The sequence below is a fragment of the Longimicrobium sp. genome (genome assembly GCA_036389795.1).
GTDB lineage: Bacteria > Gemmatimonadota > Gemmatimonadetes > Longimicrobiales > Longimicrobiaceae > Longimicrobium.
Map to the genome: position 1 here is coordinate 1 of DASVWD010000253.1, position 14,929 is coordinate 14,929.

At 73.6% G+C, this 14,929-nt stretch carries 13 protein-coding genes; 3 read left to right on the plus strand and 10 right to left on the minus strand.

The annotated features are described in order from the left end of the window. Nucleotides 1–369 precede the first annotated feature (369 nt). The 5 genes from hemB to gmd all read right to left on the minus strand — a co-directional run bounded on the left by hemB (nt 370) and on the right by gmd (nt 6,585). Nucleotides 370–1,353, minus strand: a complete 984-nt coding sequence (hemB, locus tag VF746_29620) for a porphobilinogen synthase (protein ID HEX8696614.1) — start codon at nt 1,351–1,353, stop codon at nt 370–372. After that, nucleotides 1,350–2,954: a capsule assembly Wzi family protein gene (locus VF746_29625; protein ID HEX8696615.1), complete on the minus strand. Its 1,605-nt coding sequence runs from the start codon at nt 2,952–2,954 to the stop codon at nt 1,350–1,352. The genes hemB and VF746_29625 overlap by 4 nt, the downstream gene beginning before the upstream one ends. A gap of 174 nt (nt 2,955–3,128) precedes the next feature. Then, entirely contained in the window at nt 3,129–4,643 is a 1,515-nt protein-coding gene (gene cobA, locus VF746_29630; GenBank protein HEX8696616.1) for a uroporphyrinogen-III C-methyltransferase, read from the minus strand. Beyond that, the gene (locus VF746_29635; protein HEX8696617.1) at nt 4,640–5,590 is read right to left on the minus strand and encodes a GDP-mannose 4,6-dehydratase; all 951 of its coding nucleotides are present in this window, start codon (nt 5,588–5,590) and stop codon (nt 4,640–4,642) included. The genes cobA and VF746_29635 overlap by 4 nt, the downstream gene beginning before the upstream one ends. 5 nt (nt 5,591–5,595) lie before the next feature. Continuing rightward, nucleotides 5,596–6,585: a GDP-mannose 4,6-dehydratase gene (gene gmd / locus VF746_29640; GenBank protein ID HEX8696618.1), complete on the minus strand. Its 990-nt coding sequence runs from the start codon at nt 6,583–6,585 to the stop codon at nt 5,596–5,598. 187 nt (nt 6,586–6,772) lie between these two features. On the opposite strand from gmd, the gene rpmB reads away from it, so the two are divergent. Together rpmB and VF746_29650 are read left to right on the plus strand one after the other, a co-directional pair. Beyond that, nucleotides 6,773–6,964, plus strand: a complete 192-nt coding sequence (rpmB, locus tag VF746_29645) for a 50S ribosomal protein L28 (protein ID HEX8696619.1) — start codon at nt 6,773–6,775, stop codon at nt 6,962–6,964. An 814-nt stretch (nt 6,965–7,778) separates the two neighbouring features. Continuing rightward, a complete protein-coding gene (locus tag VF746_29650; protein ID HEX8696620.1) occupies nt 7,779–10,256 on the plus strand; it encodes a hypothetical protein in 2,478 nt (825 codons plus the stop codon). Nucleotides 10,257–10,323: 67 nt separating this feature from the next. Here VF746_29650 and VF746_29655 read toward each other — a convergent pair whose 3' ends face one another. After that, nucleotides 10,324–11,094: a peptidase E gene (locus tag VF746_29655; GenBank protein HEX8696621.1), complete on the minus strand. Its 771-nt coding sequence runs from the start codon at nt 11,092–11,094 to the stop codon at nt 10,324–10,326. 273 nt (nt 11,095–11,367) lie between these two features. Between VF746_29655 and VF746_29660 the strand changes: the two genes are divergently transcribed. Then, entirely contained in the window at nt 11,368–11,928 is a 561-nt protein-coding gene (locus tag VF746_29660; protein HEX8696622.1) for a hypothetical protein, read from the plus strand. A 435-nt stretch (nt 11,929–12,363) separates the two neighbouring features. Here the strand turns inward: VF746_29660 and rplQ are convergent, their stop codons facing one another. The 4 genes from rplQ to rpsK all read right to left on the minus strand — a co-directional run. After that, a complete protein-coding gene (gene rplQ / locus VF746_29665; protein HEX8696623.1) occupies nt 12,364–12,720 on the minus strand; it encodes a 50S ribosomal protein L17 in 357 nt (118 codons plus the stop codon). Nucleotide 12,721: 1 nt separating this feature from the next. Beyond that, nucleotides 12,722–13,813 carry a DNA-directed RNA polymerase subunit alpha gene (locus VF746_29670; protein HEX8696624.1) on the minus strand — a complete coding sequence of 364 codons (1,092 nt, stop codon included), beginning with the start codon at nt 13,811–13,813 and terminating at the stop codon, nt 12,722–12,724. A 94-nt stretch (nt 13,814–13,907) separates the two neighbouring features. Then, nucleotides 13,908–14,546 carry a 30S ribosomal protein S4 gene (gene rpsD, locus VF746_29675; protein ID HEX8696625.1) on the minus strand — a complete coding sequence of 213 codons (639 nt, stop codon included), beginning with the start codon at nt 14,544–14,546 and terminating at the stop codon, nt 13,908–13,910. A gap of 163 nt (nt 14,547–14,709) precedes the next feature. Continuing rightward, nucleotides 14,710–14,929 (minus strand): 30S ribosomal protein S11 (rpsK, locus tag VF746_29680; protein ID HEX8696626.1); only part of this gene is annotated, 220 nt, incomplete at its 5' end.

Consider the following 14,929-nt stretch of genomic DNA (forward strand, 5'->3'; position numbering starts at 1 on the left):
GGCCGGGCGCCGGTCCCGCGCGCTTCCTCCACGCGGCGGCCGCCGGGGCGCGAGTGTCCCGCAGCGCTCCACGGCGTCGCGTTCTGGCCCGCCGCGGGTCGGTCTCGTATCGCGGCCGGCGGTTGCATGAGGGATGCGCGCCCGGCAGGGCCGGGACGCCGCCGCGACACGGGGTATCGTCGCGGCGGTGGCCCGGCGCCGTTGGGCACGGTCGTATCGTGCCCTACGGCGCGCGCAGCCCGGCCCGGAGCGCAGCGGAGGGACATGCCCGGAACCGCAGTGCGTTAGTGCGTTAGTGCGTTAGTGCGTCAGTGCGGGACGGTTCCGGTCCCCGACGCACTCGCGCACTTCCGCACTCACGCACTTGCATCACCCCCGCTCGGCGCGGGCGAACTGGCGGGCCCAGTACGAGACGACCAGGTCCGCGCCCGCGCGGCGGATGGCGGTGAGCGCCTCGCAGTGCGCGCGCGGGCCGTCGATCCACCCGCGCTCGGCGGCGGCCTCGATCATGGCGTACTCGCCCGAGACGTGGTAGGCGCACACCGGCCACCCGGTCTCGTCCTTCACCCGGCGGATCACGTCCAGGTAGGCGAGCGCGGGCTTGACCATCACGATGTCGGCGCCCTCCTGGATGTCGAGCCGCACCTCGCGCAGCGCCTCCTCGACGTTGGCCGGGTCCATCTGCGCGGTGCGCCGGTCGCCGAACGCCGGGGCGCTGTCGGCGGCGTCGCGGAAGGGGCCGTAGAACGCCGAGGCGTACTTGGCGGCGTAGGAGAGGATCGCCGTCTTCGCGAAGCCGGCCTGGTCGAGCGCGGCGCGGATCGCCCCCACGCGGCCGTCCATCATGTCGGAGGGCGCCACCACGTCGGCGCCGGCCGCGGCGTGGGTGACGGCCATGCGCGCCAGCAGCGGCACGGTGGCGTCGTTGTCGACGTCGCCGTCCACCACGATCCCGCAGTGCCCGTGGCTGGTGTACTCGCACAGGCACACGTCGGTGACCACCAGCAGTTCGGGGAGCTCGCGCTTGAGCAGGCGGACGGCGCCCTGCACCACGCCGCCCTCGGCGTAGCCCTCGCTCCCGGCCTCGTCCTTGTGCTCGGGGATGCCGAAGAGGAGCACGCCGCCGAGGCCCAGCCCGAGCGCCTCCTCGGCGTCCCTCAGCAGCTCGTCGGCCGAGGTCTGCTCCACGCCGGGCATGGAGGCCACGGCGCGGCGCACCCCCCGGCCGGGGGCCACGAAGAGGGGGAGCACCAGGTCGCCGGGCACGAGCGTGGTCTCGCGCACCAGCGCGCGCAGGGGCTCGGTGCGCCGCAGCCGGCGCGGGCGGTACGAGGGGAAGGATCCGCCGCTCAAAACAGGTACCTCAGCTCTGCCTGGAACGTCTGCTCGCGCCAGCCGTCGCCGCCTTCGTGCGCGCCGCGGAGCCTGAGCTCGCCGCGGTGGGACAGGCGCCACTCCACGCCCAGCGAGGCGCCCCCGCCGGTCCCCGTGCGGTCGGGCGCGAACAGGGTGCCGGGAGAGCCGTCGTAGGCCAGCTGCGCCCGGTCGCGCACGAAGGCGTCGGCCGTGACCCGGAGCAGCGCGTCGTACAGGTCGGCGTCGGCGTACAGGCGCGTCTCGCTGCCGCCGCCGCCCAGGGGGTGGCCCAGCGGGCGGCCCTCGCGCGCCCAGTAGCCGCGGAACTCGGTGTGGAAGTACCACGAGCCGTGCCCGCAGCAGCGGGCGATGCGCGCGTGCTCGAGGCCGAGCGCCACGTTGGGCATCCCCGGCAGCGCCGGCAGGTACATCCCGGCGAGGACGGCCGGCTGCTCGTTCAGGCCGCCGCCGGCGTCGTCGGAGGCCCACTCCACGTACAGCGTGGCCGCCGCGGCGCGCTCGGTGGGGAGGCGCCAGCGCAGGTCGAACGAGAGGATCTGGTTGTCGAAGCTCTGGTCGATCACCCCCGCCAGCGAGCGGAGCAGCCGCCCGGGTGTCACCTCGGCCACGTCGCCGCCGAAGATGGCGCCGCGCGTTACGCCGAGCGTCAGCCGCTCCCGCGGGCGCAGCGCCAGGCGGGCGCCCCACATCCACGGGTCGCCCGCGTGGCGGTCCTCGTCGAGCCGCGAGGCGAAGGCGTGGAAGCTCATCGTCCCCAGGAAGCCGAGCGGGCCGCCGAGCCGCGTGGGCGCGGTGGTCTGCAGCTCCACCCGCGGCAGCGGATCGGGGTCGGCGAAGACGAAGCCGCCGGCGCGCCCCCACCCGTAGGCCACCGGCTGGTCGCCCACGGAGAGCGCGACGTTGCCCGCCGCCGCCACCAGCTCCCAGCGCGGGACGTCGGCGCCGGCGTCGGTCCCGAACGTCTCCTCGGAGGCGCCCGCGAAGTGCCGGCCGGCCGCCCACGCCACCTGCACGCGGGCCGCGCCCTCGGTGCGGTCGGGGATCGGGGCCGGGGGGTCGTCGCGCACGCGCGGCTCCAGCCGCCCCGCCCACCCCTGCGCGCCCGCCCCGGCGAAGCTCCCCAGCGGGGCGAGGCCCGGCGCCGGCAGGTCTTCCCCGTACTCGCGGAACTCCTCGCGGAAGCGCGTCCACCACCCCTCGGTGAGGTACGCCAGGTCGGGGCGGCCCCGGGCGGTGCGCTCGGCGGCCCGCTCCAGGACCAGGGCGACGGTCTGGCGCGGCACGGCGCGCTGGGCGGGGAGGTAGCCCGGCGCGAGCCCCATCCCCTCGAGGCGCGCGGCCGCGCGCACCGCCCAGTGGTCCGGCGGCAGGAGCGGCGAGGCGCGGAAGCGCTGGGAGCGGCGCTCGCGCGGGACCCGGTCGGCCGCCCCCCTCGCCACCGTGTCGGCCGCCGCGCTGTCCACGCGCGCCCTCGCCGTGTCCTGCGCGCGCGCGCTGGAGACGGCGGAGACGATCGATGCGATCACGAGCGTGGCCGCCCATCCGAGCGTGCGGCCGCGGCGGAAATCAGTCCTCATGTCGTACCGCGAACGAGACAACCGCTTTTCTCACGCAGAGCAGCAGGGTCAGCGGAGAACTCACCGCCGGGCGTGGTTTCCTCTGCTGACTCTGCTTCTCTGCGTGAGGCCATGCTGTTTCCGTCGACTCCGTTGACTCCGTGTGAGGCATCCGGAATCCCGCTCCCGAGCGAGTCACCCCGCGCCCTCCGCGTAGAGGGCCCGGATCGCGCGCACGAGCCCGGGGATGGTGTACTCGTCCGCCTCCACGTCCACCCGCAGCCCCAGCTCGCGCGCCGCGGCCGAGGTGACCGGGCCGATGGAGGCCACCCGCGCGCCCCCGACGTCGGTCCCCACCAGCTCGGCGAAGCTGCGCACCGTGGAGCCCGCGGTGAAGGTCACCAGGTCGATCTCCCCTGCCGCCAGCCGGCGGCGCACCTCCTCCGCCCCCGCGCCGTCCCGCACGGTGCGGTAGGCGGCCACCTCCACCACCTCGGCCCCGCGCTCGCGCAGGCCGTCGGGGAGGACGGAGCGGGCGATGTCGGCCCGCGGCAGCAGGATGCGCTTGCCCTCGAGCTCCGTGGCCGCCGCGAGCGCCTCCAGCGCCGCCTCGGCCACGAACTCGGGCGGCACCAGGTCGGCCTTGAGCCCGTGCTTCGCCAGCTCGGCGGCCGTCGCGGGGCCGATGGCGCAGAGGGCCGCGGTGGCCAGCGCCCGCGCGTCGCGCCCGGTCTCCTCCAGCACCGCGAAGAAGCGCTGCACCCCGTTGGCGCTGGTGAACACCACCCAGTCGAACCCCGCCACCTCGTCCACCGCGCGCCAGAGCGGCATCGGGTCCTCCGGCGCCTCGATGCGGATGGTGGGCAGCTGCACCACCTCGGCCCCCAGCTCCACCAGGCGCGCGGCCAGCTCGCTCGCCTGCGCGCGGGCCCGCGTCACCACGATCCGCCGCCCCGAGAGCGGCCGCCGGTCGAACCAGCCGAGCCGCCCGCGCAGCGAGACCACCTCGCCCACGACGACGATCGACGGCGCGCCGATCCCCGCCTCGCGCGCCAGCTCCGGCAGCGTCGCCAGCGTCCCCGCCACCGTGCGCTGGCGGGGGTACGTCCCCCACTCCACCGCCGCCGCCGGGGTGTCGGGAGAGCGGCCTCCCTCGACCAGCCGGGCGAAGTTCTCCGTCATCCGCCCCACGCTCATGTAGAAGACGAGCGTGCCGCTCCCGCGCGCCAGCGCCCCCCAGTCCAGCTCCGTCTCGAGCTTGGCCGGGTCCTCGTGCCCGGTCACCAGCGTCACGCTGGCCGAGAGGCCGCGGTGGGTGACGGGAATGCCGGCGTAGGCGGGCGCGGCCACGCCGGCGGTGACGCCCGGGACCACCTCGAACGGCACGCCGGCCTCCACCAGCGCCAGCGCCTCCTCGCCCCCTCGCCCGAAGACGAACGGGTCGCCGCCCTTGAGCCGGACGACGACCTCGTGGCGGGCCGCCAGCTCCACCAGGAGCCGGTTGATCTCGGGCTGCGGCATCGGCTGCGCCTGCCCGCCACGCTTCCCGGCGAAGATCCGCTCGGCCCGCGCCGCACGCTCCAGCGCCTCGGGCGACACCAGCGCGTCGTACACCACCACGTCGGCCCGCGCCAGCAGCTCCGCCGCGCGCACGGTGAGGAGCCCCGGGTCGCCGGGCCCCGCGCCCACCAGGTACACGGTGCCGCTCACGGCGCCGCCGCCGCGGGGGTCCCCGGCTGGCGCGCCTCCGCCTCCAGCAGGTCGGCCAGCGTCCGCTCGATCGGGACCACCGGCTCCCACCCCAGCGCCCGGAGCGCCGAGGCGTCGCCCGAGAGGAGGGGGACGTCCAGCGGCCGCACCCGCGCGGGGTCGGTCTCCAGCCGCGCTCCCGTCCCCGAGAGCGCCACCAGCGTCTCCACCAGCTCGCGCACGGCGCGCGGGCGCCCCGAGGCCACGTTGTACACGCCGCCCCGCTCCCCCCGCTCCATCAGCAGCAGGTAGGCGCGCACCACGTCGCGCACGTCCAGGTAGTCGCGCCGCGCCTCCAGGTTGCCCACCCTGAGCACCGGCTCGGCCGCGCCCGCGCGCACGGCCGCCAGCTGGCGCGCGAACGAGCCCAGCGCGAAGCGCGCGTCCTGCCCCGGCCCCGTGTGGCTGAAGGAGCGCGCCACCACCGCGTCGGCGCCGCGCGCCACCGCCTCCAGCACCGCCATCTCGGCCGCCGCCTTCGAGGCCGCGTACGGGTTGGTGGGGCGAAGGCCGCGCGCCTCGCCGATCGGCTGCTCCGCCTCGGGGACCACGCCGTACACCTCCGCCGAGCTGACGAAGAGGAGCCGGCACCCCGGCGGCAGCGCCCCCACCAGCCGGAGCGTCCCCGTGGCGTTCGTCTCCCAGGTGGCCAGCGGGTCCTGCAGCGACTCGGCCACCGACGACTGCGCTGCCAGGTGGAACACCCGCTCGGGGCGCGCCTCGGCGACGACGGAGTCGACCGAGTCCCGGGCGGTGAGCTCCAGCGGGAGCCAGCGCGCCCCGGCGGGCCCCCCGGGCGGCGCGTGGCCGGCCTGGGTGGTGGCCCACACCTGGTGGCCGCCCTGCAGCAGCGCGCGCAGCAGGTGGGCGCCCACGAAGCCGCCCGCCCCCGTGACCAGGACCCGCACCGGCTTCAGCCCGCCGCCGCCAGGGCGCGCCCCGCCGCCGGGCGCAGGCGCTCCAGGTCGGCGTCCACCATCATGCGCACCAGCTCGCGGAAGCCCACCTCGGGCTCCCACCCCAGCTCCTCGCGCGCCTTCGCGGGGTCGCCCACCAGCAGGTCCACCTCGGCGGGGCGCATGAAGCGCTCGTCCTGCACCACGTGCTCGCGCCAGTCGAGCCCCACGTGCTCGAACGCCGCCTCCACCAGCTCGCGCACGCTGTGCGTCTCGCCGGTGGCCACCACGTAGTCGCGCGGCTCGTCGCCCTGCAGCATCAGCCACATGGCGCGCACGTAGTCGCCCGCGAACCCCCAGTCGCGCTGGGCGTCCAGGTTCCCCAGGTGCAGCTTCTCCCCCAGCCCCAGCTTGATGCGCGCCGCCCCGTCGGTCACCTTGCGGGTCACGAACTCCAGCCCGCGGCGGGGGCTCTCGTGGTTGAAGAGGATCCCGCTCGCCGCGAACATGTCGTAGCTCTCGCGGTAGTTCACCGTGATCCAGTGGCCGTACACCTTGGCCACCCCGTACGGCGAGCGGGGGTAGAACGGCGTGTCCTCGCGCTGCGGCACCGCCTGCACCTTCCCGAACATCTCGGAGCTCGACGCCTGGTAGAAGCGCACGCGCGGGTTGTGCACCCGGATCGCCTCCAGCATCCGCGTCACCCCGAGCGCCGTCACGTCGCCGGTGAGCACGGGCTGGTTCCACGAGGTCTGCACGAAGCTCTGCGCCGCCAGGTTGTACACCTCGTCGGGGTCGCACTGCTGCAGCGCGTAGAGCAGCGAGTTCTGGTCGGCCAGGTCGCCCGGGACCAGCTCGATGCGGTGCTGGATGTGCTGGATGCGCTCGAAGGTGACGGTGGAGCTGCGGCGCACCAGCCCGCACACGCGGTAGCCCTTCTCCAGCAGGAGCTCCGCCAGGTAGCTGCCGTCCTGGCCGGTGATCCCGGTGATGAGTGCCGTCTTCATGGCGGTTCGGCGGGGAACGCGGGAAGCCCCTCGCAGGCGGGGGCGGACGGGGAGGAAACGTAGGCTCCGGCGCAGGCGGTGTCAAACCAACGAGATAGGGCCCGGCGGGTTGACCCGGGCGGCCAAAGGGCTTAGATTTCCCGGCTTGTGTTACGTCCCGTAGGCTACCGATCCAGGAGATTTCCCGATGGCATTCTGCGCCGTCTGCGGAAAGGGCCCGCGCAGCGGGAACAACGTCAGCCACGCCAACAACAAGACCAAGCGTGTCTGGCGCCCGAACCTCCAGTCCGCCCGCATCGTGACGGAGAACGGCACGCACCGCCGCGTGCGCGTGTGCACCAGCTGCATCTCCGCCGGCAAGATCCGCAAGGCGGGCTGAAGCGCCGTCGAGGCTCTTTCGCCAGAGTTCGAGCGGCCGCGCATCCTTCACCGAGTGCGCGGCCGCTCGCTTTTTCATGCATCCAGAGGACTTCGCACTTCGCACCTCGCACTTCGCACTGCGGTTTGGGCGTGTCCCTCCGCTGCGCTCCGGGCCGGGCTGCGCGCGCCGTAGGGCACGATACGACCGTGCCCAACGGCGCCGGGCCACCGCCGCCACGATACCCCTGTGGCGGCGGCGTCCCGGCCCTGTCGGGCGCGCATCCCTCACGCGGGGTTTCGTCGCGCGCAGCGTCCTGGAGTCGTAGGGGCGAGCCTGCGAGTCCGTGCGGAGGTGGCATCGGCACATTGCCCCCCGCCTCTCGCCGCAGGGGCCGACCCCCGCCGGTCGAGGCATGCCTCGCCCCTACGCTTTCGCGCGAAATCCCAACCTCCCACACCGACTCGTAAAGTCCACCCTCTCCCGAGGTTGGGAGAGGGTTGCCGCGCCAGGCGGCGGGTGAGGGCCCTCCGCGCGGCGCCGATGCCTGCCCGGCGGGCGGAAGCGCCGTCGAGGCTCTTTCGCCACAGGTTCGATTCGCTTTGCCGGCCTCTCGACGCCGGAGTTGGCCCGACACGAACGCTTGCATTCGCGGCAAACGGGTTGACGCGACCGGCCCGGGCCCTCATTCTACCGGTCGCGCCGCGGTCGCCTCGTTCTCGTCTCCCGATTCTGGCGCACCCTCAAAGAAACCTCCTACCCGGCCGCAGCCCGCCCACTCCTCGCCCAGGAGGCCACCGTGACTTCGGAAGCCACGCTCGATGACCGATTTTCCGTGTCCGATCTCGCCGGGCGGATGGTGCCGTGGTCTCCGGACGAGTGGTTCGCGTGGCCCCCGGACCTCTTTGCGCTGACCTCCATGATCCTGAAGGCGACGGGGATCTACCGCCTCGTCGTATCCCCGCCCCACCCCCACGTGCCCCTGAACCTGTTCGCGATCAGCACCGAGCGCAGCCAGGGAGACGACGCACCCCTCCGCACGCCGGCGAAAGCCGCCGACACCGCCGCCGCAGCCGCCTCCGAGGCGGAGAGCAGGGACTGGAGCGACCGGGACTGGGGCGAGCAGGACATCCGCGAGTGGTTCGAGTGGATCCGCAACAAGCGGGACGCGCTCCCCCCCAAGCTGAAGCTGCTGCAGGAGATCCTCTTCGACCCCGCCGCGCGGCTGAACTGCGACGGCGAGCCGATGGACCACACGCTGTTCCGCGCCATCCTCACCCTGCACGCGCTCGCCGACCAGGCCTGCCGCGGCTTCGGCATGGTCGCGCGCCCCGAGCCGCGCGAGCTCTCGTTCCTGGCCAACCTGCACCTGGCGGTTACGGGCACGCTCTCGCGCCTGCCGAAGCTGTACGGGGTGGTCCTCCCCAAGTGCCGCACCCCGCAGACCGGGCTGAGCCTGCGCTCGCTGTCGCACCACCTGTCGTTCCACCACTCCGAGGTGAGCGTACAGTGGCGCTCCATCCCGTGGATCAACCGCGACGACCACGAGAACACCATCAACATCCTGGCCTTCCCGTTCCCGTACGAAGTCAGCCCGAAGGCGTTCGTGGGCCGCCCCAACCCCGACGGCGCGGGCGACGCCGCCCACTTCCGCTACTTTCAATACGGGCCGCCCCCGGAGGCGGGGCTGAAGGTGGACGAGGTGATCGCGCTCCTGAGCCAGGCGTTCGACGAGGTCAAACACGTCCACGTGCTGGCGTTTCCCGAGCTGGCCCTGACGCAGGGCGACCTCGACAGGCTCAAGGACGCCCTGGTGGAGCACTTTCCCGCCCGGATCCCGCTCATCGTGGCGGGAGTGCGGGGCAAGCAGTCGGCGCTCCCCGTGGAGGCGGCCGCCGATGCCGCGCCGCCCCCGGAGGGTGCGTCCGAGGTGAACCAGGTGGTGCTTTCGGCGTTCTTCGCCAACAAGTGGTACGACCTGGGGCAGGCGAAGCATCACCGCTGGAAGCTGACCGCCGAGCAGATCCGCCAGTACGCGCTGGCGGGCACGCTCAGCGTGCGCGAGGAGTGGTGGGAAGACATCGAGATCCAGCACCGGCGCCTCACCTTCCTGGCCCCCAACGGGTGGCTCTCCCTCGCGCCGCTCATCTGCGAGGACCTGGCGCAGCTCGAGCCGGTCTCCGGCCTGATCCGCGGCGTGGGGCCGACCCTGGTGCTGGCCACGCTGATGGACGGGCCGCAGCTCAAGGACCGCTGGCCGGCCCGCTACGTGGGGGTCCTGGCGGACGACCCCGGCACGTCCATCCTGACGCTCACCTCGCTCGGCATGGCCCGCCGCTGCCAGCCGCGCGGCTACGAGGTGGACTCCACCGCCGTGCTCTGGAAGGACCAGGAGCGGGGCGCCTATCCCGTCAAGTGCCAGGAGAAGACGCGCGCGGTCCTCCTCACGATGACGGCGGAATGGAAGGAGGAGTTCACCGCCGACGGCCGCACCGACCGCGGCGCGGCAGCGCGCTTCGTGCTCCAGAGCGTGCGGCTGCTCGACGAGCGGCAGGGGGAAGGGCGGCCGGCGGCGCCGGTCCCCGGCGCCGGTCCGGACCCGAACGGGGCGGGAGGAGACCCGGCGGGGGGCGGCGGCTCGCCCCGGACGGAGGTGGACGTGGCCCTGCAGGGCGACCTGGTGGAGATCACGGCCCTCTGCTACCTGGTCGACGCGGCGCTCGACGCCGGGCCCGATGCGCTGCGCCGCCTGCGCTCCTGGGCGCGGGTCGACGAGCGGCCCGTCGACCAGGCCGAGTTCCGTCCGTTCCCGCGCCTGTGGCAGCGCCTGAGCACGGTGTGGCGGCAGCGCGGGGAGAGCAAGGACCGCGGCGACGAGTACCTCCACTCCGTCGAGCGCGTCATGGAGTTCCTGGACCGCGTGAACGCCGATGTCCGGGAGGGCGACGACGACCGCCTCTCCGCGCCGCAGCGCTACGCCAGGCGCCTCACCCGCTGGGAGAACCTCGTGTCGCGGGCGCGGGCGCAGTTCGCGGAAGAAGCCAAGCGGCCCGACGACCGCGAAGCCGACCTGGCGTACCTCTCCATCCTCTGGGGGATCCACAACCGCATCGTCCGCCTCCGCCGGCAGATGGGGAAGAACTTCGAGATCCCGGACCAGCTCCACCGCCAGACGCGCGAGCTGCTGCGGGTGATCGAGCGCCTGTTCGACGACTACGATCGGGAGACCGCTCCCAGGGCCGCCCACACCGGCGCCGCGCGGCGGAAGCGGACGGCCGCCGGAATGGAGCCGGCGGACGAGCCCGTGGCGTAGGCGGCCGGCACGCATGCGGCGCCTCGCGTCCGGGGCGCAGGACGCCGCTCGCCCACCCCGGCAGTGGTCAGCCGCCGGCTTCCCGGGCCTGCGCGGCCCCTGCCGGGCTCTCCCTGGACGACGGCGTCCCCAGGTACGTCGGCGTGATCGTCTCCACGCTCACCTCGCCGCCGTCCTCCCGCTCGAAGCGGTAGGCGAGCGCGGCGGGGCGCGACGAGACGGCGCGGATCACCCGGCCGTCCACGAAGTGCAGCCCCACCCCGTCCTCCGCCGCCAGCGCCGGGCCGCCCGTGCGCGCCACGAAGTCGCGCCAGGCGTCGGGCCGGCGCCAGTCGCTGTCGTAGTGCGGGCAGAAGGCGCCGGAGAGCAGCCCCAGCCCGTTCATCAGCGGCTTCAGGTCGGGCCCGTACGAGTCGGTGATCCCCCGCTCGAACCAGCAGAGCGCCCCCGCGCTCACCCCGCAGAACACCGTCCCCGAGGCCAGCACGTCGGGGAGCACCCGGTCCAGCCCCTGCGCCCGCCACACCGCCAGCAGGTTCACCGTGTTGCCGCCCCCCACGTACACCAGGTCCTGCCCCGCCAGGAACGCCGCCAGGTCGTCCACCTTGCGGCTGAAGAGGGAGAGGTGCGTGGGCTCGCAGACGCTCTCGGGGAACGCCTCGTAGAAGCGGTCGATGTACCCCACCGCGTCGCCCGCCGCGGTGGGGACGAAGCAGACGCGCGGGCGCGCCAGCCCCGTGGCGAGGAGCGCGTACTCGTCCAGCAGGCGGTTCTCGGGCTCCATGGTGAACCCGCCGCCCCCGAACACGATGATCTGGCCCCGGGGGAATTCAGGCATCCGGCTTGCTCCGAGGTACACGACCCACCGGGCTCCACGCCCGGAACGGCGGGAAGGGAGGGGCGCCCTCAACATGGCACCGCCGCCGCCCGCGCGAAAGGCGCGGCCGTCCGCGGGCCGCGGGAAAAGCCCCGCCGCGGCAGGGCGAAGCAGCACTTCGTCGCCCGCCGTGCCGCGAGAGCCGGGAGAGGTTAGCTTTCCCCTCCGGCCCCTGCCCGCCACCGGAGGCCGTCACCGGGACGGCCCGTTCCCCTGTCACCTGAAGAGGTCGAAGTGAAGCTCACGCGCATCTCCGCCCTGCTGGTCGCCGCGGTACTCCCGCTCGCCGCCTGCGACAGCGGCACCGATCCCGACGACCTGGACTTCGGCGAGTTCCGGGGAGACGTCTCGGGCGAGTTCTCCGCCGACCTGAACGGGAGGGCCAACAGCGGGATCACGCAGGGGTTCACGGGAGGCCAGGACCAGATCCTCCTCTCCGACGCCGGCGAGGGCGTGCAGATCGCCGTCTTCCACCAGGACGCCGAGTTCGTCCTGGGCACCAGCCCCGTGGGTCCCGACGACGAGGTGGGGGTGACCGCCGCCATCTTCTTCGAGGACGCCGGCCGCGCGTTCCTCGCCACCAGCGGCACCATGGTGATCGACGAGATCACCACGGGCGGGATCCTGGGGAGCATCGCCTTCAGCGCCGTGGAGTTCGACATCAACACCGGGCAGACGCTCAGCGACCGCGTCTCGGTGGACGTCGTCTTCAACACCGACTTCAGCACCAGCTGCTGCTTCAACCGCGCCCCGTTCTCCGGCACCGTCCGGCTGCACAAGACCCCCGTGAACTGACCGGTCCCGGCACCCGGCCACGCGACGCGGCCCCCGCCCACCGGCGGGGGCTCGCCGTTGCGGGACCTGGCGGGGCTCGGCAGAAGGCGGGTGAACCCGCGGCAACGGCGAAAAGCCCGCCTGCGCGGGCTCGTTCGGAGCAGAGGCGGGTGCGGCGCGTGGAGGCAGGCACCCCGCGCACCGCGACACGGCCCGCGGTGTGTTCCCCCCAAAACCCGGGCGGAGTGAGACCCGCGCGCGTGCGCCGGTGCGGCGGACTGTGGAGAGGGTGGGCGCGCGGGGCTCCGGAGCGGCCCCGCGCCGCAGCCCGGCGACGCACGGCCAGCCCCGCCTCGATCCCGCCCCGAAGAAAAGAGAAGACCCCGCGGCCGTCCCAGGCCTCGGGGTCTCTTCTCGTCTCCGGATCGGCCGGCTACGGACCGATCCGCCGGACGATCAGCGGTCGACCAGCTCGATGAGCGCGGTTTCGGCGCCGTCGCCCTGGCGGAAGCCGGTCTTCAGGATGCGGGTGTAGCCGCCCGGCCGCTCGGCCATCTTGGGGCCGATCTGGTCGAAGAGCAGCACCAGCACGTCGCGGTCCTGGATGGAGCGCGCCACCAGCCGCTTGGCGTGCAGGTCGCCCCGCTTGGCCAGCGTGATCAGCTTCTCGGCGTAGGGGCGCAGCTCCTTCGCCTTGGCGGTGGTGGTCTCGATGCGCCCGTGGCGGAACAGGCTGGTGGCCAGGTTCCTCAGCAGCGCCTCCCTGTGCTCCGAGGTGCGGCCCAGGGCGCGGCCCTTGTTGTTGTGCCTCATCTCACTGCTCCTCGCCGGCCCCGTCGCCGGCCGCGTCCATGTCCGTGGTGTCGCCGCCCTGGTCCTCGCCCAGCACCCACCAGAGCGTGCCGTCGTCGGTGGCCTCCAGCTCCTGCCCGAAGCGCAGCCCGTGGCCGGCCAGGAAGTCGCTGATCTCCTGCAGGCTCTTCTTGCCGAAGTTGTCGATGGAGAGCATCTGCTGCTCGGTGCGCTGCACCAGGTCGCGCACCGTGTGGATGTTCTCCTTCTGCAGCGAGTTGCGGCTGCGCACCGAGAGCTCCGTGAGGTCCTCGATCGGGCGGTTGAGCAGCTCCTGCAGCCGGGGCGGCACGGGGGCGCGCCCCGCGGGCACCGCCATGGTGCCGGCGCCGCCGTCGCCCCAGCTGCGGTCGGCGCGCCACTCGGGGGTGCCCCCCGCCAGGAACGCCAGGTGCTCGATGGCCAGGCGGGCGGCGTACTGCACGGCGCTCCGCACGTCGACCGCGCCGTTGGTCTCCACCTCCAGCACCAGCCGGTCGAAGTCGGTGCGCTGGCCCACGCGCGTCTCCTCGACCACGAAGTTGGCGCGCGTCACCGGGTTGTACACCGCGTCGATCCTCACCAGGTCGGCGGGCATCCCGCGCGGGATCGGGTGCAGCTCGGCCAGCATGAAGCCGCGCCCCTTGTTCACGTACAGCTCCAGGCGCAGGTCGCGGTCCTCGGTGAGCTCCAGGATGTGGTGGTCGGGGTTGACCACCTCGACCGAGGGGTGCGCGGTGATGTTGCGCGCCGTCACCGGGCCCGCCGCGCGGGCGCGCAGCTCCAGCACCGCCTCGTCGGCGTCGTCGGTCATGCGCAGCACCAGGTTCTTCAGGTTGCGGATCACCTGGTGCACGTCCTCCACCACGCCGGCGATGGTCTGGTGCTCGTGCAGCACCCCGTCGGCGCGGAACGCCCACACGGCCGCGCCGCGCAGGCTGGAGAGCAGGATCCGCCGCATGGTGTTGCCGAGCGTGTGCCCGAAGCCGCGCTCCAGCGGGCGGAGCACGATCTGCCCGGTGCGCGCCTGCTCGGGCAGGTTCGGCATCTGCAGGCCGGTGAGATCCAGTTCCACTCTATCCCTCCCTCGGTAGGAAGAAAGCGGGAAAGGACCCGGGGCGGGGCGCCGCCCTTCAGGGAGGCCGCCGCCCGGGTCCGCTCCAGCCCGATTACTTGCTGTAGAGCTCGACGATGAGCTGCTCCTGCACCGCCAGCGGGATGTCCGCGCGGCCGGGGCGGCTCACCATGCGGCCCGTGCGCGAGCCCTCGTCCACGGCCAGCCACGCCACGCTGGTGGGGCGGCTCTTCGCCGCCAGCGCCGCGGCCACCGGCAGGATGTCCTTGCTGGCCGGCGCCACGCGCACCTCGTCGCCCGGCGCCACCTGGGCGCTGGGCACGTCGAGCTTACGGCCGTTGACCTGCACGTGCCCGTGGCGCACCAGCTGGCGCGCCTCCTTGCGGCTGGCGCCGAAGCCCATGCGGTACACCACGTTGTCGAGCCGGCTCTCCAGCGCCGCCAGCAGGTTCTCGCCGGTGACGCCGCTCTGGCCGGCGGCCTTCTCGAACAGGTTGCGGAACGGCTTCTCGGCCACTCCGTAGATGCGCTTCACCTTCTGCTTCTCGCGCAGCTGGTGCGCGTACTCGCTCGCCTTGCGGCGGCGGCCGCCTCCGCTCTGGCCGTGCTGGCCGGGGGCGTAGGGGCGGCGCTCCACGGGGCAACCCTCGGTGAAGCACTTCAGCCCCTTCAGGAACAGCTTCTGCCCCTCGCGGCGGCAGAGCTTGCAGACCGATCCGGTGTAACGGGCCATGTGCGACCGTGCTCTCCTGTGACAGGATGATCGTGCTCTGTTGGGCTTCTTCCCCCCGACGGTCGCGAGGGTTTACGCCTGAACTACAAGTGCCTAGTGCCCAGTGCCCAGTGCCCAGGATCGGAATCACTGGGCACTGGGCACTAGGGACTGGGCACTCGCATCACACCCGGCGCTTCTTCGGCGGACGGCAGCCGTTGTGCGGGATCGGGGTGACGTCGCGGATCGAGCGGATGTTCAGTCCCGCGGCGGCCAGCGCCTGGATGGCCGACTCGCGGCCCGAGCCCGGGCCCTGCACCCGCACGTGCACCCGCTTCATCCCCAGCGCCAGCGCCTCCTTGGCGGCCTGCTCGGCGGCCACGGTGGCGGCGAACGGGGTGCTC